Annotated in this window: 17 protein-coding genes and 1 tRNA gene; 14 read left to right on the top strand and 4 right to left on the bottom strand. The window is 63.2% G+C overall.

Going from position 1 to position 19270, the window contains the following annotated elements; translation table 11 throughout:
• Window positions 1-6 precede the first annotated feature (6 nt).
• Window positions 7-399 (top strand): RidA family protein, encoded by a 393-nt coding sequence (locus K3F49_RS01490; RefSeq protein ID WP_234678994.1) that lies wholly within the window; start codon window positions 7-9, stop codon window positions 397-399.
• Window positions 400-403: 4 nt separating this feature from the next.
• On the opposite strand, the gene K3F49_RS01485 is transcribed toward K3F49_RS01490, so the two are convergent.
• Window positions 404-1066, bottom strand: a complete 663-nt coding sequence (locus K3F49_RS01485; protein WP_234678993.1) for a TetR/AcrR family transcriptional regulator — start codon at window positions 1064-1066, stop codon at window positions 404-406.
• Window positions 1067-1286: 220 nt separating this feature from the next.
• Between K3F49_RS01485 and K3F49_RS01480 the strand changes: the two genes are divergently transcribed.
• Both K3F49_RS01480 and K3F49_RS01475 read left to right on the top strand, forming a co-directional pair.
• Complete coding sequence (locus tag K3F49_RS01480; RefSeq protein WP_234678992.1) at window positions 1287-2522, top strand: acyl-CoA dehydrogenase family protein; 1236 nt, start codon at window positions 1287-1289, stop codon at window positions 2520-2522.
• Window positions 2523-2653: 131 nt separating this feature from the next.
• Window positions 2654-3712: a phosphotransferase family protein gene (locus tag K3F49_RS01475; protein ID WP_234678991.1), complete on the top strand. Its 1059-nt coding sequence runs from the start codon at window positions 2654-2656 to the stop codon at window positions 3710-3712.
• A gap of 293 nt (window positions 3713-4005) precedes the next feature.
• On the opposite strand, the gene argE is transcribed toward K3F49_RS01475, so the two are convergent.
• Together argE and K3F49_RS01465 are read right to left on the bottom strand one after the other, a co-directional pair.
• Window positions 4006-5193 (bottom strand): acetylornithine deacetylase, encoded by a 1188-nt coding sequence (gene argE / locus K3F49_RS01470; RefSeq protein WP_234678990.1) that lies wholly within the window; start codon window positions 5191-5193, stop codon window positions 4006-4008.
• Window positions 5194-5522: 329 nt separating this feature from the next.
• Window positions 5523-6308 (bottom strand): SDR family NAD(P)-dependent oxidoreductase, encoded by a 786-nt coding sequence (locus K3F49_RS01465; RefSeq protein WP_234678989.1) that lies wholly within the window; start codon window positions 6306-6308, stop codon window positions 5523-5525.
• 135 nt (window positions 6309-6443) lie between these two features.
• On the opposite strand from K3F49_RS01465, the gene K3F49_RS01460 reads away from it, so the two are divergent.
• The gene (locus K3F49_RS01460) at window positions 6444-7142 is read left to right on the top strand and encodes a histidine phosphatase family protein (protein ID WP_234678988.1); all 699 of its coding nucleotides are present in this window, start codon (window positions 6444-6446) and stop codon (window positions 7140-7142) included.
• A 70-nt stretch (window positions 7143-7212) separates the two neighbouring features.
• A complete protein-coding gene (locus tag K3F49_RS01455) occupies window positions 7213-7980 on the top strand; it encodes an SDR family NAD(P)-dependent oxidoreductase (protein WP_234678987.1) in 768 nt (255 codons plus the stop codon).
• 165 nt (window positions 7981-8145) lie between these two features.
• Here the strand turns inward: K3F49_RS01455 and K3F49_RS01450 are convergent, their stop codons facing one another.
• Window positions 8146-9378: a serine hydrolase domain-containing protein gene (locus K3F49_RS01450; protein WP_234678986.1), complete on the bottom strand. Its 1233-nt coding sequence runs from the start codon at window positions 9376-9378 to the stop codon at window positions 8146-8148.
• A 164-nt stretch (window positions 9379-9542) separates the two neighbouring features.
• On the opposite strand from K3F49_RS01450, the gene K3F49_RS01445 reads away from it, so the two are divergent.
• From K3F49_RS01445 to rpoB, 9 genes are all read left to right on the top strand, one after another.
• Window positions 9543-9618, top strand: a tRNA-Trp gene (locus K3F49_RS01445).
• Window positions 9619-9966: 348 nt separating this feature from the next.
• The gene (gene secE / locus K3F49_RS01440) at window positions 9967-10158 is read left to right on the top strand and encodes a preprotein translocase subunit SecE (protein ID WP_007611620.1); all 192 of its coding nucleotides are present in this window, start codon (window positions 9967-9969) and stop codon (window positions 10156-10158) included.
• The gene (gene nusG / locus K3F49_RS01435) at window positions 10158-10715 is read left to right on the top strand and encodes a transcription termination/antitermination protein NusG (RefSeq protein ID WP_234678985.1); all 558 of its coding nucleotides are present in this window, start codon (window positions 10158-10160) and stop codon (window positions 10713-10715) included. Before secE ends, nusG begins: the two co-directional genes overlap by 1 nt.
• Window positions 10716-10848: 133 nt before the next feature.
• On the top strand, window positions 10849-11277 hold the full coding sequence (rplK, locus tag K3F49_RS01430) for a 50S ribosomal protein L11 (protein WP_008136439.1): 429 nt from the start codon (window positions 10849-10851) through the stop codon (window positions 11275-11277).
• Window positions 11278-11283: 6 nt separating this feature from the next.
• On the top strand, window positions 11284-11976 hold the full coding sequence (rplA, locus tag K3F49_RS01425) for a 50S ribosomal protein L1 (protein WP_014494487.1): 693 nt from the start codon (window positions 11284-11286) through the stop codon (window positions 11974-11976).
• Window positions 11977-12080: 104 nt separating this feature from the next.
• Window positions 12081-13034 (top strand): 2-hydroxyacid dehydrogenase, encoded by a 954-nt coding sequence (locus K3F49_RS01420; protein WP_234678984.1) that lies wholly within the window; start codon window positions 12081-12083, stop codon window positions 13032-13034.
• Window positions 13035-13615: 581 nt separating this feature from the next.
• The gene (gene rplJ, locus K3F49_RS01415; RefSeq protein WP_234678983.1) at window positions 13616-14134 is read left to right on the top strand and encodes a 50S ribosomal protein L10; all 519 of its coding nucleotides are present in this window, start codon (window positions 13616-13618) and stop codon (window positions 14132-14134) included.
• 54 nt (window positions 14135-14188) lie between these two features.
• Window positions 14189-14566 carry a 50S ribosomal protein L7/L12 gene (gene rplL, locus K3F49_RS01410; protein ID WP_234678982.1) on the top strand — a complete coding sequence of 126 codons (378 nt, stop codon included), beginning with the start codon at window positions 14189-14191 and terminating at the stop codon, window positions 14564-14566.
• 474 nt (window positions 14567-15040) lie between these two features.
• Window positions 15041-19165: a DNA-directed RNA polymerase subunit beta gene (gene rpoB / locus K3F49_RS01405; protein WP_234678981.1), complete on the top strand. Its 4125-nt coding sequence runs from the start codon at window positions 15041-15043 to the stop codon at window positions 19163-19165.
• Window positions 19166-19270: the final 105 nt, after the last annotated feature.

Here is a 19270-nt window from a genome sequence, read left to right as displayed (position 1 = left end):
ACCGCCATGAAACGCGAAGCGCTCCGCGTCGAACCGATCTCGTCCTTTCTCGATCGCGTGAAAGCACCGGCCTCGCCAGTGACGCGCGCCGGCAACATGATCTTCGTCGCAGGCCTTCCGCCATTCGACCCGGAGACGGGCGAGATCGGGGGGATGGGAATCGAGCGGCAGAGCGAGATCATCATGGAGCAGATGAAGCTCTGTCTGGAGACGGCCGGCGCGTCGCTGGATAATGTCATGAAGTGCAATGTCTACTGCACCTCGACCAGGCATTTCGCCGCGTTCAACGCGATCTACGCGCGCCATTTCCCGGTCGATCCGCCGGCGCGGATCTTCGTCGTCACGCCCGAATGGTTCGGCCCCTTCGATGTCGAGATCGACTGCATCGCGATGATGTGACGCACTAGCGCGCAGCAACCTTTGACGGCGCCTTCGTGTCCGCCTTGCCCGCCGTCAGCGCCATCGTCGCGACGCTGACGACGCGCGCGACCACGTCCTCGACATCGTCGAGATCGCATCGGCCTTCCGACAGCTTTGTCAGGCGCTCGCTTTCGCGGATGGTGTGGTGCGCCATCGCGAGTGCGAAATTCAGGCCCCAATAGATATCGACGTCGCTGCGGTCGGGCAGGGACCGTCGCATCGCGCCTGCGAATTTCCGCAAATGGTCGATCTCGCGGTTCTTGATGCGGCGGATCGGCGGCACGGATTCGATCGAGGCGCGGATCATGAAGCGCGCCGCGGTCGAGCGCTGGTTCTCCGGCCCGAGGCAGCCGCGCAAGGTCGGTCCGACCAGTGCGCGCAAGATCACATCGATCGGCGCGCGGCCGCCGCCTTGCTCTTCTGCCGCCTTCAACTCGCGCAGGCGCTCGCGGTTGGTCGCGATCGAGCGGGTGACAAATAATTCCGCGATCAGCTCGTCCTTCGAGCCGAAATGATAGTTCACCGCAGCCAGATTGACGTTGGCCTCCGCGACGATGTCGCGCAGCGTGACGTCGCCAAAACCGCGATCGGCGTAGAGCCGTTCGGCGGCGGCGAGAATGGCAGACCTCGTATGATCGCTGGCCATGGATGCCCTCAGGGGAGGGAGTTGCAATTCAAACACTTGTATGAAACTATCGTTTGAAGGCCGGAGAAAGTCAATCCGCATGATGGAATTGCGCCGCATCAACGCGCCGCGGGTTCCATCAGGCATCTGCTAGCAGCCGGAATGGCGCTTGCGGGCCGCGCATCGCGGGAGGACAGTCCGGCGCAAAACAGGCTTTCAAAGCGAGACCGAGGAGCGTCCCATGGATTTCGATCTGTCCCCCAAGCAGAAGGAATGGCTCGACCGCGTGCAGTCCTTCATGGCCAAGCACGTGCGTCCGGCGGTGCCGATCTACAACGAGCAGGATCACAGCGGCGAACGCTGGAAGGTGATTCCGGTTCTGGAAGATCTCAAGAAGAAGGCGAAGGCCGAGGGCCTCTGGAACATGTTCATGCCGCCGAACGAGCATGAAGATGATGAATTCCGTGGTGCGGGATTGAGCAATCTCGAATACGCGCTGCTCTCGGAGCAGATGGGCCACATCTCCTGGGCTTCGGAAGTGTTCAACTGTTCCGCGCCCGACACCGGCAACATGGAAGTGTTCATGCGCTACGGCTCCAAGGAGCAGAAGCGCAAATGGCTGCGTCCGCTGATGGACGGCGAGATCCGCTCCGCCTTCCTGATGACGGAACCGGCAGTCGCCTCGTCGGACGCCACCAACATCGAGACCCGCATCGAGAAGGATGGCGACCACTACGTCATCAACGGCCGCAAATGGTGGTCGTCCGGCGTCGGCGATCCCCGCTGCAAGATCGCGATCCTGATGGGCAAGACCGATTTCAACGCGGCCAAGCATCAGCAGCAGTCGCAGATCCTGGTCCCGCTCGATACGCCCGGCATCAAGGTCGAGAAGATGCTGCCCGTGTTCGGCTTCGACGATGCGCCGCATGGCCACGCCCAGGTGCTGCTCGAGAATGTGCGCGTGCCGAAGCAGAACATCCTGCTCGGCGAGGGCCGCGGCTTCGAGATCGCGCAGGGCCGTCTCGGTCCCGGCCGTATTCACCACTGCATGCGCACCATCGGCAAGGCCGAGGAAGCGCTGGAGAAGATGGTGAAGCGTCTGATGTCGCGCACCGCCTTCGGCAAGAAGATCGTCGAGCACTCGGTGTGGGAGCAGCGCATCGGCGAAGCTCGCACCAACATCGAGATGACGCGTCTGCTCTGCCTGAAGGCTGCCGACATGATGGACAAGGTCGGCAACAAGACCGCGCAGGCCGAGATTGCCATGATCAAGGTCGCAGCCCCCAACATGGCGCTGAAGATCATCGACGAAGCGATCCAGGCTTTCGGCGGTGCGGGCGTCTCCGATGAAGCCGGCCTTGCCAAGGACTACGCCGGCATCCGCACGCTGCGGCTCGCCGACGGCCCGGACGAGGTGCACAATCGCGCCATTGCAAGGCTCGAAGTTCGGAAGTATGCCAATTCTCCCAAGCACTAAGCGGGAGAAGCGGGAAGCGCTCCCGACTTGAAGAAACGACAGAGCATGATCCGCGTCGGATGACCGCTTGACGCAAGTGCGTCAGTGGTTACCGATTAGGATCATGTTCGGACTGAAGAGGGAGCGTCACCGTGGCTGACGGCGTCAGGAAAGACGAAGAGTTCTCGGGCACCAAGCCGGTCGAGGAGCGTCATCGCATCGACGAGATGCGGCTCGAAGCCTGGATGCGCGACAACGTCGAGGGCTATGAGGGACCGCTGGTCGTCCTCCAGTTCAAGGGCGGGCAGTCCAATCCGACCTACCGGCTCGACACGCCGAAGCGTTCCTACGTGATGCGCCGCAAGCCGTTCGGCAAATTACTGCCGTCCGCGCATGCGGTCGATCGCGAATATCGCGTCATCGCCGCCCTTGGAAAGCAGGGCTTTCCGGTCGCGCACGCCTACGCGCTCTGCCAGGACGACAGCATCATCGGCTCGGCCTTCTACATCATGTCGATGGAAGACGGCCGCGTGTTCTGGGATCCGACGCTGCCGAGCCAGGATAACGACGCGCGCCGCAAGATTTTCACCAGCAAGATCGAGACGCTGGCAAAGCTCCATATGTACGATCCCGTCGCGATCGGCCTCGGCGAGTTCGGCAAGCCGGGCAATTATTTTGCGCGCCAGATCGACCGCTGGACCAAGCAATACCGGGCGTCCGAGACCCAGCACATTCCGGAGTTCGAGAAGGTCGCCGAATGGCTGCCCAAGACGGTGCCGGAGCAGGCGCGCGTCTCGATCGTCCATGGCGACTATCGCCTCGACAACATGATTTTCCATGCGACGGAACCGCGCGTGCAGGCCGTGCTCGACTGGGAGCTGTCGACGCTTGGCGATCCCATGGCGGACTTCACTTATCTGCTGATGCAGTGGATCATGCCGGGCCTGCATGGCGCCGACCTCAAGACGCTCAACATCCCGAGCGTGGAGGAGGCTGCGCAGATCTATTGCAACGTCACCAAGATGACGGTGCCGGATCTCAACTGGTACTTCGCCTACAATCTGTTCCGCCTCGCCGGCATTACCCAGGGCATCGCCGGCCGCGTCCGCGACGGCACCGCAGCCAACGCCAAGGCGCTGGAATCCGCCAAGCGCACCGTGCCGCTGTCAAAGGCGTCATGGGACTACGCGCAGAAGGCGGGCGCGGTTTAGGAGAGACGAGGGCGCGGCTGAGGGCCGCGCCTTTTTGCTTTGGTGTGTTGCTGGCTCCGCAGCCTCCGTCATTGCGAGCAAAGCGAAGCAATCCAGACAATCTCCGCAGTGACGATCTGGATTGCTTCGTCGCAAGGGCTCCTCGCAATGACGGGGGAGGCGGGCTATGAGCTTCCTCACTGACAACTCCCGTAGGGTGGGCAAAAGCGCGTAGCGCTGTGCCCACCATCTCTCCGAAAGCGCAATAAGAATGGTGGGCACGCTCCGCTTTGCCCACCCTACGGCAGTGGTGCCTACCCCTTCGCGCAATGCGCGATCAGCTTCTCCACGAACCCCGCGCACTTTTCCAGCTCGGCCATCGCCACGAACTCGTCCGGCGTATGCGCCTGCGCGATCGAACCGGGGCCGATCACCACCGAGGGGATGTCGGCGATGCTGGCAAACAAGCTCGCCTCGGTGCCGAAGGCAACCTTGGCGTGGTCATTGCGCCCTGCAAGCTGCTTTGCCAGCGTGACGATCGCCGCGTCGGCCTTGGTGTCCAGCGCGGGGTAATCGAGGATCTCCTCGAAATCGATGCCGCATTCCGGATGCTGCTTCTTCATCGCCGGCTCGAGCTCGGCCTTGGCCCAGGCGACGATCGCATCAGTCACCTGCCTGGACTCGGTAATACCTATGCCGCGGCATTCGAAGTCCACGGTACAGGTGTCAGGCACGATGTTCAGCGCGGCGCCGCCGTGCACGATGCTGGTCAGCAGCGTCGAGTGCGGGACATCGTAGAGACTGTTGCGCTCGACTTCGGCCGCGAGCTTCACTGCGCGGCGGCGGATCTCGGTGATCAGCTCGGCGGCGTATTCGATGGCGTTGACGCCGTCGGGCGCGATCGAGGAGTGGCGGGCAAGTCCGTGGAACGTGGCGCGCACGCCGTGCTTGCCCTTGTGGCCGATGATGACCTTCATCTCGGTCGGTTCGCCGATGAAGGCGCCGAGCGGCCTGATCTTCTTCTTGGCGACCTCGGCAAGCATCGGCCGCACGCCGACGCAACCGATCTCCTCGTCATAGGAGATCGCAAGATGAATCGGGGTCGTCAGCTTCGCCTCCAGCATCTCCGGCACCATGGCGAGACACACCGCGACAAAGCCCTTCATGTCGGTGGTGCCGCGGCCGTAGAGCTTGCCGTCGCGTTCGACCAGCTTGAACGGATCGTGGCTCCAGTCCTGGCCGACGACCGGCACGACGTCGGTGTGCCCTGAGAGCACGAGGCCGGGCTTGTCCTCCGGTCCGATCGTGACCCAGAGCGAAGCCTTCTGCCCGGTCTCGTCGGTGATGCGTTCGCCCTTGACCCCGAGGAAAGCGAGATAGCTTTCGATATGAGCGATCAAGGGCAGGTTGGTGCGATCGCTGATGGTGTCGAAGTCAACGAGGTCGGCAAGGAGGTGGCGGATGCGATCAGAACGTGAGCTCGGGAAAATCGGGTTGGGCATTGTCTCGTTCATGTGATGGTGGACAGCGTCGCCGCTTGCACGAAACATACCAATGGAGTGGCGGTTCGGGCAAACCCGATCGCCAACGGTACTTTCGCCGAAAAGTATCCGCTGAACGGCTCTGGATTGCTTCGCTGCGCTCGCCATGACGCGGATGACGCAGCTATGCGCCTAGACTCCGCTCTCGCGCCCCGAACGCAGCGCAGCGTCTCTTCGACGGTGCGCTGCAGAGCCGGGGCCCATGCGGCGGCGAGTGCGCGGCCTGCTGGGTCCCGGCTCTGCGCAGCAACTCTTGCGCGTTGCAGCGCGTCCGGGACACGAGGCCGTTGCTAAACCGGCTTCCCCGTATACGGCATCGATGCCGTCAGGCCGCCGTCCACCGGGAACGCCTGGCCGTTCACATACGACGCTTCGTCGCTGGCCAGAAACAGTCCCATCGCGGCGAGTTCGTGCGGCTGGCCGGGGCGCTTCAGGGGGTTGAGCTGGCCGATCTTGTCGGCGGTGCCGCGCTCCTTGGCGCGGTCGAAGATCGGCTTGGTCATGCCGGTCTCGATCAGGCCCGGGCACACCGCGTTGATGCGCACGCCGGTGCCGGTGAGCGAATACGCGGTGGTCTGCACCAGCGAGATCACGCCGGCCTTGCTCGCGGCATAGGGATGTCCGCTCGCGCCGGCCTTGAGGCCTGCGACCGATGCGGTGAGCACGATTGCGCCGGATTGCTGCTTCACCATGTGCGGCATCGCATGCTTCACCGCGAGGAATGGTCCGATCAGATTGACGCGCAGCACCTCTTGCCACTGTTCAACGGTCTGCTCGCCGAGTGGAACGAGGCCGCCGGAGACGCCGGCATTGGCCCAGATCACGTCGAGCCTTCCGTGCGTCTTCACCGCCTTGTCGATGACGGCGATGACGTCCTGCTCGGAGCCGGCATCGGCGATCATCGCCTCCGCAACACCGCCGGCCTTCTTCACCTCGTCGACGGTCTCCTTCACCGCCTCGGTGCGATCGACTGCGATCAGCTTGGCGCCTTCCTTGGTGAACAGCAGCGCAGCCGCGCGGCCGATGCCGCTGCCGGCGCCGGTGATGATGACGGATTTGCCTTGCAGACGGCCCATGCGCTTTCTCCCTTTGGTATGTCGTGCGACGCTTGCCGCGCGACGGAATTTCAAACAGAATTTCAAACGGTAAAGTGTCTTGAGACACGTTCACACCTGACGTACAGCGACATCACACGGGATGGAAGGGCTTCAATGGCAACCGCAGACAAGCCGAATGTGGTCACGACACGCTGGTGGTGGGTTCGTCATGCGCCGGTGCGCAATGACGGCGGCAACATCTACGGACAGAGCGATCTCGCCTGCGACACCAGCGACACCTACGTGTTCAATGCTGTTGCCAAGGTGCTGCCACGCAAGGCGGTCTGGTATTCGAGCAATCTGATGCGCACGCATCAAACGGCCGAAGCGATCTGGGAGGCGGGCTATCCGCGGCCGGCGTCGATGAAATGGGAAGCGGATCTCGCCGAGCAGAATCTCGGTCGCTGGCAGGGCATGAACCGCGCCGAGTTCATTGCCAGCCGTCCCGTCGGCTCGAGCTGGTTCGCCGACATCAACGAGCCTGCGCCCGGCGGCGAAAGCTTCATGGATCTCTACAACCGCACGCGCCGCACCGTCGAGCGGATCCTCGATGAGGCCGGCGGGCAGGACATCATCGCGGTCGCACATGGCGGCACCATCAAGGCGGCGATCGGCCTTGCGCTCGACGGCCAGGTGGAGCGGGCGCTGTCGTTCGACATCGACAACGTCTCGATCACGCGGCTCGATTATTTCGCAAGTCCCGAGCGCAGCGTCTGGCGGCTGCCGATGGTGAACCAGCAGCCATGGATCGCCGACGATGCGCATGCCGAGATGCATCAGCCGGCGGGACCGGAAGTCAAGAAGCTCGCCTGAGGCTGTTGTCCGTTCGCGCGGGACGCGGCGTAAGCCTCACGCTAATCAAATCATACTCTGGGAGAGAAACATGACCTTGTTCGACATGAAGGGCAAAGTTGCCGTCATCACCGGCTCGACGCGCGGCATCGGGCTTGCGATCGCCGAGCGCATGGCCGAGCACGGCGCCAAGGTCGTGATTTCCTCGCGCAAGGCCGATGTCTGCGATGCGGTCGCCAAGGGCATCAACGACAAGTTCGGCAAGGGTACTGCGGTCGCGGTCGCGGCGAACATTTCGTCGAAGGAGAATCTGCAAAACCTCGTCGACGAGAGCAACCGCGCTTTCGGCAAGATCGACGTGCTGGTCTGCAACGCCGCATCGAACCCGTATTACGGTCCGCTCGCCGGCATCTCCGACGATCAGTTCCGCAAAATTCTCGACAACAACATCGTCGCCAACAACTGGCTGATCTCGATGGTGGTGCCGCAGATGATCGAGCGCAGGGACGGCTCGGTCATCATCGTCTCCTCGATCGGCGGCCTCAAGGGCTCGACCATCCTCGGCGCCTACGCGATCTCCAAGGCCGCCGACATGCAGCTCGCGCGCAATCTCGCTTGCGAATACGGCAAGCACAACATCCGCGTGAACTGCATCGCGCCCGGCCTGATCAAGACCGACTTTGCGAAAGCGCTGTGGGACAATCCGGAGAACCTGAAGGCCTCGACCGCGCGCTCGCCGCTCTTGCGTATCGGCATCCCCGACGAGATCGCGGGCGCAGCCGTGTTCCTGGGATCGGCGGCCGGCGACTTCATGACCGGCCAGACCATGGTCATCGACGGTGGCGCGACGATTAGCTGAGGTCGAAGATTAGCTCAGTGTCTCGTGTCCCGGCTCAGCAGTGCGGTGCGCAGTACCGCACTGCTGAGCCGGGACCCGGAAGGCCGAGGCGTTCGAGATCGCAGAGGCATGGGCCTCGGCTCTGCGATGCACCGCTGCGCACTGCGTCGCGTCCGGGGCACGAGACTAATCCACCGCCGCGTAAACCAGATCCCGCACCAGGGTCCGCGTAAAATCGCGCTGGCCCGGGCCCTGGCTCATGAACACCGTGAAGAGATCCTCCTTTGGATCGATCCAGAAGAACGTGCCGGCAATGCCGCTCCAGAAATACTGGCCAACGCTGCCGGGGAAGGGGGCGATGCCGGCCTCGCGGCGCACGGCGAAGCCGAGACCGAAACCGTGGCCGGGCGACAGCAGCGTGCCGTTGGTCACAACGTGCGGCCCAAGGTGATCTGACGCCATCAGCTCCAACGTCTTGCGGCCGATGATCCTGGTGCCGTCGAGCGTACCGCCATTGCGCAGCATCAGCGCGAAGCGGGCATAGTCCATCGTGGTGGAGACGAGACCGCCGCCGCCGGACTCCATGATCGGCTGCTCCAGCATGTTGAACAGCGCGACCTTGTCGCCGGTCCAGGGATCGGCTTCGAACGGCTGGGCGAGGCGGCCGGCGTTAGCCTCAGAGGTGGAGAATCCGGTCTCGGTCATCTGCAGCGGCGCGAGGATGCGCTCGGCGAGGTACGTGCCGAGCGACTTGGCGCTCACGACCTCGATGATGCGGCCGAGGATGTCGGTGGAGCGACTGTAGTTGAACTCGTCGCCGGGGTGGCAGACCAGCGGGAAGCTCGCCACCAGTGCTGCGTGCTCGGCATTGGTGATCTTGCGGCTGCGGACGCGGGACTCCTGGTAGAGCTTGTGCACGGGGCCATCGCCCTGATGCTCATAGGTGAGCCCCGAGGTGTGGCGGAGCAGGTCCTGCACCGTCATCGGCCGCTTCGGTGGAACCAGTTCCAATCTGCCACCGCTGACAACGCCGACCTTCTGGTCGGCAAATTCGGGGATGAATTTTGCGACGGGATCGCCGAGGAGGAGGTGGCCGTCCTCGATCAGCGCCATGATGCCGACCGACACGATCGGCTTGGTCATCGAGAAGATCCGGAAGATCGAATCAAGCGTCATCGCCGGGCCCGCCGGGCTCTGCTTGCCGAGCGCCTCGAACCAGCCGACCTGGCCGCGCCGGGCCACCAGCACGGTCGCACCGGGGATGGTTCCCTTGTCGATCTCGCGCTTGAACGCGTCCGACATCGCCTGGAGGCGGGGCCGCGAGAGGCCCAGCGTTTCCGGCTTGGCTTCGGGCAAAGGCGGGGTTTTCGGCGCGGTCGAGGGGCGGGCGGCGGCTGTGGTCGACGCTTGGGTAGTCATGGGCACTCCCGGTTGTTCTTGATTATCGGGAACGGAGACTGGCCCAGAAGCCGTTGCACAAACAAGCGAAGCCAGCGCGCTTCACCCTTGCAATCCGTCCTTGCAAACCAGCCGCCCCCTGTGCTTGAAAGCGGCCTGATCCACGTGGCGACGCGAGGGTCCGTAGGAGTGTAGCTCAATTGGTAGAGCACCGGTCTCCAAAACCGGGGGTCGCAGGTTCGAGCCCTGCCACTCCTGCCAGCTAATCCCGACAATCAGGATCGACAGGCAGGACGGCGGCGGGCGGAAAGGCTCGGACCGTGGATCATTCGGGGCCTATAAGCCCTTGATCCGCATCGCGTCCGTTAGACGGGCTCGCGCGCATTGGGCGCCGCCCACACCTTGACCTTTGGCCCCATCCGCAGTAGATACCCGGCACTCGCAGCCGGCCCGTTGAGAAGCGGATCTCCGGCGCGGCTTTGAAATCCCCCGAACAATCGAGCCCGGTTTTCCGGCTCATCCTTCGAGACAGAGGGCTGGGCCACAGGCGGCTGTTCGGATCCCTGAAATCTTTAATCGCGTCTGGCGACGGACGTTGGACCTCAAACGATGGCAGTCAGCCCGTTCAAGTTCTTGCAGGAAGTGCGCTCGGAGACCGCCAAGGTCACTTGGCCGACCCGTCGTGAGACCACGATCACCACCATCATGGTGTTCGTGATGGTCGCCGTGGCCTCGATCTTCTTCTTCGCCGCCGACCAGATCATCCGTTACCTCATCACCTTCCTTTTGGGCATTCACTGATGGCAACAGCCGCCGCACCCCAATCGTCCGACAAGCGCTGGTACATCGTCCACGCCTATTCGAACTTCGAGAAGAAGGTCGCCGAATCGATCCGCGAGCAGGCCAAGCAGCGCGGGCTCGAGGAGCTGTTCGAGCTGGTGCTGGTTCCGACCGAGAAGGTCACGGAAGTGCGCCGCGGTCGCAAGATCGACGCCGAGCGCAAGTTCTTCCCGGGCTACGTGCTGGTGAAGATGAAGCTGACCGACGAGGCGTTTCATCTGATCAAGAACACGCCGAAGGTCACGGGCTTCCTCGGCGCCGAGAACAAGCCGATGCCGATCTCGGAAAACGAGGCCATGCGCATCCTGCACCAGGTGCAGGAGGGCGTGGAACGGCCGAAGGCGTCGGTGTCATTCGAGATTGGCGAGAACGTGCGCGTGGCCGATGGCCCGTTCGCCTCGTTCTCGGGTGTCGTCGAGGAAATCGACGAGGCGCGCTCGCGCGTGAAGGTCGCGGTGTCGATCTTCGGCCGCGCCACGCCGGTGGAACTGGAATTCGGTCAGGTCGAGAAGGTCTGATCGGGTCACGCGGGAGGCCGTAAGGCGTCGCGCAAAGAGAGGCCGTGGGAGGGAGAGGGCGGTTGCCAGCCGCATCCGACCCAGACCACGAACCTGAAACCGCCGGCTTAAGCCGGCACAACAGGAGTGATACATGGCAAAGAAAGTGACCGGATACCTGAAGCTTCAGGTCCCGGCCGGTGCGGCGAACCCCTCGCCCCCGATCGGTCCCGCGCTTGGTCAGCGCGGTCTCAACATTATGGAGTTCTGCAAGGCGTTCAACGCCCAGACCCAGAAGGAAGAGAAGAACACCCCGATTCCCGTCGTGATTACGATCTACGCCGATCGTTCGTTCACGTTCGAGATGAAGACCCCCCCGATGTCCTTCTTCCTCAAGCAGGCTGCCAAGATCCAGTCCGGCTCGAAGGCGCCGGGCCGTGACAAGGCCGGCAAGGTGACCAAGGCGCAAGTGCGCGAGATCGCCGAGAAGAAGATGAAGGATCTCAATTGCGACACCATCGAATCGGCCATGAAGATGGTCGAGGGCTCTGCCCGTTCGATGGGTCTGGAAGTGGCGGGGTAAGGGCTCATGGCAATCGGAAAGCGTTTGAACAAAGCCCGCGAAGGTGTTGACCGCGAAAAGCTTTACCCGCTCGCGGACGCCATCAAGATGGTCAAGGAACGCGCCAAGGCGAAGTTCGACGAGACCATCGAGGTCGCGATCAATCTCGGCGTCGATCCGCGTCACGCCGACCAGATGGTCCGCGGCGTCGTGACCCTGCCGAACGGCACCGGCCGTACGCTCCGCGTCGGTGTGTTCGCCCGTGGTGCCAAGGCTGACGAGGCCAAGGCTGCTGGTGCCGACGTCGTCGGCGCCGAAGACCTGGTCGAGAAGGTGCAGAACGGTTCGATCGATTTCGATCGTTGTATTGCGACCCCCGACATGATGCCGCTGGTCGGCCGTCTCGGTAAGGTGCTCGGCCCGCGCGGCCTGATGCCGAACCCGAAGATCGGCACCGTGACCATGGACGTCACCGGTGCGGTGAAGGGTGCCAAGGGCGGCTCGGTCGAGTTCCGCGTCGAGAAGGCCGGCATCCTGCAGGCCGGCGTCGGCAAGGCCTCGTTCTCCGAGGAGAAGCTGGTCGAGAACATCAAGGCTCTCGCGGATGCTGTCTCGAAGGCGAAGCCGGCTGGCTCCAAGGGCACCTACATCCAGCGCGTTGCGGTGTCCTCGACGATGGGCCCGGGCGTGAAGGTCGAGCCGGGCACCATTTTAGGCTAAGGCTTGCTCGGCTGAGGTTTGGAAATTGCATGAGGCGAGGGGCGGAATCGGGTGACCGATTCCGCCCCTTCCATTTTCGGCGGCACTCACCGGAAACAAGAACAATGGCTGACAAGGTCCTGATCTACTCGCGCTTTCCCAAGACGATGATGGCGCGCTTCGCCGAGCGGTTCGAGCTGCTCGACACCGGTGGCAAGCCAGCGCGCGAGGTGTTTTCGGCCGACGAGCTCGGTGGTATCCGCGCGATGCTGACGGCCGGCGGCTCGCCGCTCGGCGCCGAGGCGATGGACCTGTTTCCAAAACTCGGCGCGATCGTCTGCTACGGCACCGGCTATGACGGCGTCGACCTGAAGGCGGCTGCTGCTCGCAAGATCGCGGTTGGCCACAGTCCGGGCGCCAATGCCGCCTCTGTCGCCGATATCGCGATGACCCTGATGCTGGCGACGACCCGGCGGATCCTGGTTGCAGACCAGTATGTCCGCAGCGGCGATTGGGCGGCATCGAAGCAATCACCGATGATGCGCCCGCAGGCGGGGATGCCCGGCCGCCGGATCGGCGTCTACGGCATGGGCGAGATCGGCCGCAAGATCGCCGCGCGCTGCGCCGCGTTCGAGAGCGAGGTCGGCTATTTCAGCCGCAGCAAATACGAGCTGCCCTATCAATATTTCTCGTCGCTCGAGGCGCTGGCCGACTGGTGCAGCGTGCTGATGATCGCGGTCCGGGCAGGGGCCGAGACCCAGGGTGTGGTCAACGCCGACATCCTCAAGCGCCTCGGCGCGGACGGCTACGTCGTCAACATTTCGCGGGGCTCGGTCATCGACGAGAAGGCCCTGGTCGCGGCGCTCTCCGACAAGACCATCGCCGGCGCCGGCCTCGACGTCTTCGAGAAGGAACCGCACGCTCCCGACGCGCTGACGGCGCTGCCGAACGTCGTGTTCGCCCCCCATATCGGTGGCCACACGCTCGAATCGCACGTCGCCATGCAGACCTGCGTGCTGGCCAACCTGACCGCGTTCTTCGAGGGCAAGGCGCTGCCCCATGCGGTCAAATCGGCCTGAATCGGCCCTTGTCAGGCCGCCTCAAGCCCGGCGGGCAACGGATTGGAACTGGTGTGAATTTTGCTCTTGGCAAGCAGGCCGAGAGCGGTTAAAGAACCGCTTCCGGACGTGCCGGCCTTGGCTGGCGCGTCCGTGCACGCATTCCGAAAACCCGACACGCAGGAGATCATTCCTTTTCAGGACGTCCGCAAGGATTTGCCCGAAAAGGAAGGAAAATCCATCGGTTGGTCGGATGCGGGCAGAGGTCAGACGGTTCGCCGACTGGCCTTGTCCTGTCCAAGACTGCAGGCGCCCGCGGGAAGTTTCGATTTCTCAACGGCTTAATCGCATGGCCTGCATAGACGGGTGAAGACCGGATTTCACTTCGCATCCCACCTCAAGGTGGTCGCGGAAGGAGTTTGGTTCGGACCTCGACACGCCGTGGGCTCCAACGAGCTCCCGGAGGGCAGGCTTTGAATTGTCGTCTCGCCCGGCGCGTGTCCGATGGGTTTTGACCCTGAGGTTCAGGTTTTGGGTGGGACGATGGGTGCAACCCGGCGGTCCCGCTTTTCGCGATGACCGCCAACCGGAAAGAGCTTGCTGTGGAACGAGCGGCAAAAAAGGAAGCGGTCGAACAGCTCAATGGGGTCTTCAAGACCACGAGCGTCGCGGTCGTTGCCCAATATTCCGGCCTGACCGTTGCCCAGATGCAGAAGCTGCGCATGCAGATGAAGCAGGCTGGTGCCTCGGTGAAGGTCTCGAAGAACCGTCTCGCCAAAATTGCTCTTGAAGGCACTGACGTCGTTGCCATCGGCCCCATGCTGAAGGGACCGACCGTGATCGCCACTTCGGACGATCCGGTAGCGGCGCCAAAGGTCGCCATCGAATTCGCCAAGACGAACGAAAAGTTCATCATCGTCGGCGGCTCGATGGGAAAGACCGTCCTGAATGTCGACGGCGTGAAGGCGCTTGCCTCGCTGCCGTCGCTTGACGAACTGCGCGCAAAGATCGTCGGCTTGCTTGTGGCCCCGGCGACCAAGATCGCTCAGCTCGCCAACGCGCCCGCGGGCAAGCTCGCGCGCGTCATCCAGGCTCATGCCTCAAAGGGCGAAGCGGCCTGACGCCCTTCGCAAAACTCAAACCCGAACCAGACTTACACTCAAGGAAACTGAACAATGGCTGACTTGCAGAAGATCGTTGACGACCTCTCGAGCCTCACCGTGCTCGAGGCTGCCGAACTCGCGAAGCTCCTCGAAGAGAAGTGGGGCGTTTCGGCTGCCGCGGCTGTCGCCGTGGCCGGCCCGGCTGGTGGTGGCGCTGCCGCCGCTCCGGCAGAAGAGAAGACCGAGTTCACGGTCGTTCTCGCCTCCGCCGGCGAGAAGAAGATCGAGGTCATCAAGGAAGTCCGCGCCATCACCGGCCTGGGCCTGAAGGAAGCAAAGGACCTCGTCGAGGGCGCGCCGAAGCCTGTCAAGGAAGGCGTGAACAAGGACGAAGCCGAGAAGCTCAAGGTCCAGCTCGAGAAGGCTGGCGCGAAGGTCGAGCTCAAGTAAGCAACGCTTGCTGGCGAGGCCCCGGGCCAAGGCTCGGGGCTTTGGTCCGTCCTTCAAAAGGATGGTCCAGATGCAAAAGGCGTGCGACGGATCGTCCCGACGCAGGTCGAACACGAAAATGTGTGGGGATTTGAGGGTATACCCCTCGAATCTCCACTATTGTCGCCCCATATCGGGTCGGCAGCACGAAAGCGCGGTGGGCAGGGATGCGAGATTTTCCCTGTAAGCCGTTGGGAGAGCAGGCTATTTCGGGCTTTTGCAGTCCGTGAAGACGATCGTTGTGACGGGCGGGCGTGCCTATGCGCCCCGCGCGTCGTTTTGCGTTTTGAAGGTCTGAAGAACAGATTCAGGACATGACGGCCTGAAACTGGATTTTCGGTCCCCAAAGCGGGTTCGAAAAATTCAACCCGGGGAGCGGCGGCAGCCGAGTCCTGGACGGCGCGCCCAGAGCGGGCGACGAAATGAGAGGCCACGATGGCGCAGCAGACATTCACCGGTCGCAAACGCGTTCGCAAGTTCTTCGGACACATCAAGGAAGTCGCCGAGATGCCGAACCTCATCGAGGTTCAGAAGGCGTCCTATGACCAGTTCCTGATGGTCGACGAACCCGTCGGCGGGCGTCTCGACGAGGGCCTGCAGGCCGTGTTCCGCTCGGTGTTCCCGATCTCGGACTTCTCGGGCACCTCGATGCTGGAATTCGTCCGCTACGAGTTCGAGCAGCCCAAATATGACGTCGACGAGTGCCGCCAGCGCGGCATGACCTTCGCGGCTCCCCTCAAGGTGACGCTGCGCCTCATCGTGTTCGATATCGACGAGGAAACCGGTGCGAAGTCGGTCAAGGACATCAAGGAGCAGGACGTCTACATGGGCGACATTCCGCTCATGACGATGAACGGCACCTTCATCGTCAACGGCACCGAGCGCGTCATCGTCTCGCAGATGCACCGTTCGCCGGGCGTGTTCTTCGACCACGACAAGGGCAAGACCCACTCCTCGGGCAAGCTGCTGTTCGCCGCCCGCGTCATTCCGTATCGCGGCTCCTGGCTCGACATCGAGTTCGACGCCAAGGACATCGTCTATGCGCGTATCGACCGTCGCCGCAAGATTCCGGTGACGTCGCTGATGTTCGCCCTCGGCCTCGACGGCGAGGCGATCCTGTCCACGTTCTACAAGAAGATCCTCTACAAGCGGACCAAGGAAGGCTGGCGCGTTCCGTTCGACGCCAACCGTTTCCGCGGTTACTCGACCATCAACGACCTGATCGACGCCGATACCGGCAAGGTCGTGCTCGAGGCCGGCAAGAAGCTCACCGTGCGCGGTGCGCGTCAGATGCAGGAGAAGGGGCTGAAGGCGCTGCGCCTGTCGGATGAGGAGCTCGTCGGCAACTACCTCGCCGAGGACCTCGTCAACCCGAAGACGGGCGAGATCCACGCCGAAGCCGGTGAGGAAATCACCGACAAGTCGATGAAGGTCCTCAACGAGCACGGCTACAAGGAACTGCCGCTGCTCGACATCGACCACGTCAATGTCGGCGCCTACATCCGCAACACCCTCTCGGCCGACAAGAACATGACGCGTGAGGACGCGCTGTTCGACATCTACCGCGTGATGCGCCCCGGCGAGCCGCCGACGCTGGATTCGGCACAGGCGATGTTCCAGTCGCTGTTCTTCGACGCCGAGCGCTACGACCTCTCCGCGGTCGGCCGCGTCAAGATGAACATGCGCCTCGACCTCGATGCGCCCGACACCCAGCGCACGCTGCGCAAGGAAGACATCCTCTGCGTCATCAAGACGCTGGTGGATTTGCGCGACGGCAAGGGCGAGATCGACGACATCGACCATCTCGGCAACCGCCGTGTGCGTTCGGTCGGCGAGCTGATGGAGAACCAGTACCGCATCGGCCTCCTGCGCATGGAGCGCGCGATCAAGGAGCGCATGTCCTCGGTCGACATCGACACGGTCATGCCGCAGGACCTGATCAACGCGAAGCCGGCGGCTGCCGCCGTGCGCGAGTTCTTCGGCTCCTCGCAGCTCTCGCAGTTCATGGACCAGACCAACCCGCTGTCGGAGATCACCCACAAGCGCCGTCTCTCGGCGCTTGGACCGGGCGGTCTGACCCGCGAGCGCGCCGGCTTCGAGGTGCGCGACGTGCATCCGACGCATTACGGCCGCATCTGCCCGATCGAGACGCCGGAAGGTCCGAACATCGGCCTGATCAACTCGCTCGCGACCTTCGCGCGCGTGAACAAGTACGGCTTCGTCGAGACGCCGTACCGCAAGGTCAAGGACGGTCGGGTCACCGACGAGGTCGTGTACCTCTCGGCGATGGAGGAAGGCCGCTATTCCGTCGCGCAGGCTAACGTGCCGATCGACGCCAAGGGCCGCTTCACCGAAGACCTGGTGGTCTGCCGCGCGAGCGGCACCCGCGACGTCGTGCCGATGACGCCGGACAAGGTCGACTACATGGACGTGTCGCCGAAGCAGCTCGTTTCGGTTGCCGCGGCGCTGATCCCGTTCCTCGAGAACGACGACGCCAACCGCGCGCTGATGGGCTCGAACATGCAGCGCCAGGCGGTGCCGCTGGTTCGCGCCGAAGCGCCGTTCGTCGGTACAGGCATGGAAGGCGTGGTTGCGCGTGACTCGGGTGCCGCGATCGCGGCGCGCCGTTCGGGCGTGATCGACCAGATCGACGCGACCCGCGTCGTCATCCGCGCCACCGAAGATCTCGATCCGACCAAGTCGGGCGTCGATATCTATCGTCTGATGAAGTACCAGCGCTCCAACCAGTCGACCTGCATCAACCAGCGTCCGCTGGTGAAGGTCGGTGACATCGTCAAGAAGGGCGACATCATCGCTGACGGTCCGTCGACCGATCTCGGCGAACTCGCGCTCGGCCGCAACGTGCTCGTCGCGTTCATGCCGTGGAACGGCTACAACTTCGAAGACTCGATCCTGCTCTCCGAGCGGATCGTGAAGGAAGACGTCTTCACCTCGATCCACATCGAGGAGTTCGAAGTGATGGCCCGCGACACCAAGCTCGGGCCCGAGGAAATCACCCGCGACATTCCGAACGTTTCGGAAGAAGCGCTGAAGAACCTCGACGAAGCCGGTATCGTCTACATCGGTGCGGAAGTGCGCGCCGGCGACATCCTGGTCGGCAAGATCACGCCGAAGGGCGAAAGCCCGATGACGCCGGAAGAAAAGCTTCTGCGCGCCATCTTCGGCGAAAAGGCTTCCGACGTTCGCGACACCTCGCTGCGCGTTCCTCCGGGCGTGCAGGGCACGATCGTGGAAGTCCGCGTGTTCAACCGTCACGGCGTCGACAAGGACGAGCGTGCGCTGGCGATCGAGCGGGAAGAGATCGAGCGTCTGGCCAAGGACCGCGACGACGAGCAGGCGATCCTGGACCGCAACGTCTACAACCGTCTTGCCGAGCTCCTCGAGGGACGGCAGGGCATTGCGGGCCCGAAGGGCTTCAAGAAGGACACCAAGATCACCCGTGCGGTGCTCGAGGAGTACCCGAAGTCGCAGTGGTGGCTGTTCGCCTCGCCGAACGACAAGCTGATGGCCGAGATCGAGGCCATGCGGAAGCAGTACGACGAGTCGAAGAAGGGGCTCGAGCAGCGCTTCCTCGACAAGGTCGAGAAGCTTCAGCGCGGTGACGAATTGCCGCCTGGCGTGATGAAGATGGTCAAGGTCTTCGTCGCGGTGAAGCGCAAGATCCAGCCCGGCGACAAGATGGCCGGCCGCCACGGCAACAAGGGCGTGGTGTCGAAAATCGTGCCGATCGAGGACATGCCGTTCCTCGAGGACGGTACGCATGCCGACATCGTGCTCAATCCGCTCGGCGTGCCCTCGCGCATGAACGTCGGACAGATCCTCGAGACCCATCTCGGCTGGGCTTGCGCCGGCCTCGGCAAGCGTATCGGCCAGACGGTCGATGCATACCTGTCGAAGCAGGACATCAAGCCGCTGAAGGAAACCTTGAAGAAGGTCTACGGCGAGGACGAGACGATCAAGACGCTCAACGACAACGAGCTGATTGAACTCGGCCATAACCTCAGCCGCGGCGTGCCGATCGCGACGCCGGTGTTCGACGGTGCCAAGGAAGCCGACATCGAGGAGATGCTGAAACTTGCCGGTCTCGACGCTTCGGGTCAGTCGACCGTCTATGACGGCCGCACTGGCGATGCCTTCGATCGCAAGGTGACGGTGGGCTACATCTATATGCTCAAGCTGCACCATCTCGTCGACGACAAGATCCATGCCCGTTCGATCGGTCCGTACTCGCTCGTCACCCAGCAGCCGCTGGGCGGCAAGGCGCAGTTCGGCGGCCAGCGCTTCGGCGAAATGGAGGTGTGGGCGCTCGAAGCTTACGGCGCGGCGTACACGCTCCAGGAAATGCTGACCGTGAAGTCGGACGACGTCGCCGGCCGTACCAAGGTGTACGAGGCGATCGTGCGTGGCGACGACACCTTCGAGGCCGGTATTCCGGAATCGTTCAACGTGCTGGTCAAGGAAATGCGCTCGCTCGGCCTCAACGTCGACCTGCACAATTCCAAGGTGGGACCGGCGTCGACGTCGGAAGCAGCCGAGTAATACGACCTTTCATGCCCGGCCTTCGCGGCCGGGCATTGGCGCCCCTCCCGATGCCTTGAGGGCAGGGCGCCCCGCTTGAGTGATTTTCGAATTTGCGGCCGGAGG

The sequence above is a fragment of the Bradyrhizobium monzae genome, from assembly GCF_021458635.1.
In the GTDB taxonomy this organism is placed as follows: Bacteria; Pseudomonadota; Alphaproteobacteria; order Rhizobiales; family Xanthobacteraceae; genus Bradyrhizobium.
This window is presented reverse-complemented; position numbering and strand designations above follow the sequence as displayed.

Bases quoted from the DNA above. Each gene is read 5' to 3' on its own strand.
- K3F49_RS01485 (WP_234678993.1), bottom strand. From the start codon at position 1,066: ATGGCCAGCGATCATACGAGGTCTGCCATTCTCGCCGCCGCCGAACGG.
- nusG (WP_234678985.1), top strand. From the start codon at position 10,158: ATGGCAACAGCCGCCGCACCCCAATCGTCCGACAAGCGCTGGTACATC.
- K3F49_RS01455 (WP_234678987.1), top strand. From the start codon at position 7,213: ATGACCTTGTTCGACATGAAGGGCAAAGTTGCCGTCATCACCGGCTCG.
- rpoB (WP_234678981.1), top strand. From the start codon at position 15,041: ATGGCGCAGCAGACATTCACCGGTCGCAAACGCGTTCGCAAGTTCTTC.
- secE (WP_007611620.1), top strand. From the start codon at position 9,967: ATGGCAGTCAGCCCGTTCAAGTTCTTGCAGGAAGTGCGCTCGGAGACC.
- rplA (WP_014494487.1), top strand. From the start codon at position 11,284: ATGGCAATCGGAAAGCGTTTGAACAAAGCCCGCGAAGGTGTTGACCGC.
- rplK (WP_008136439.1), top strand. From the start codon at position 10,849: ATGGCAAAGAAAGTGACCGGATACCTGAAGCTTCAGGTCCCGGCCGGT.
- K3F49_RS01460 (WP_234678988.1), top strand. From the start codon at position 6,444: ATGGCAACCGCAGACAAGCCGAATGTGGTCACGACACGCTGGTGGTGG.
- K3F49_RS01480 (WP_234678992.1), top strand. From the start codon at position 1,287: ATGGATTTCGATCTGTCCCCCAAGCAGAAGGAATGGCTCGACCGCGTG.
- K3F49_RS01450 (WP_234678986.1), bottom strand. From the start codon at position 9,378: ATGACTACCCAAGCGTCGACCACAGCCGCCGCCCGCCCCTCGACCGCG.
- K3F49_RS01465 (WP_234678989.1), bottom strand. From the start codon at position 6,308: ATGGGCCGTCTGCAAGGCAAATCCGTCATCATCACCGGCGCCGGCAGC.
- K3F49_RS01420 (WP_234678984.1), top strand. From the start codon at position 12,081: ATGGCTGACAAGGTCCTGATCTACTCGCGCTTTCCCAAGACGATGATG.
- rplL (WP_234678982.1), top strand. From the start codon at position 14,189: ATGGCTGACTTGCAGAAGATCGTTGACGACCTCTCGAGCCTCACCGTG.
- K3F49_RS01490 (WP_234678994.1), top strand. From the start codon at position 7: ATGAAACGCGAAGCGCTCCGCGTCGAACCGATCTCGTCCTTTCTCGAT.
- argE (WP_234678990.1), bottom strand. From the start codon at position 5,193: ATGCCCAACCCGATTTTCCCGAGCTCACGTTCTGATCGCATCCGCCAC.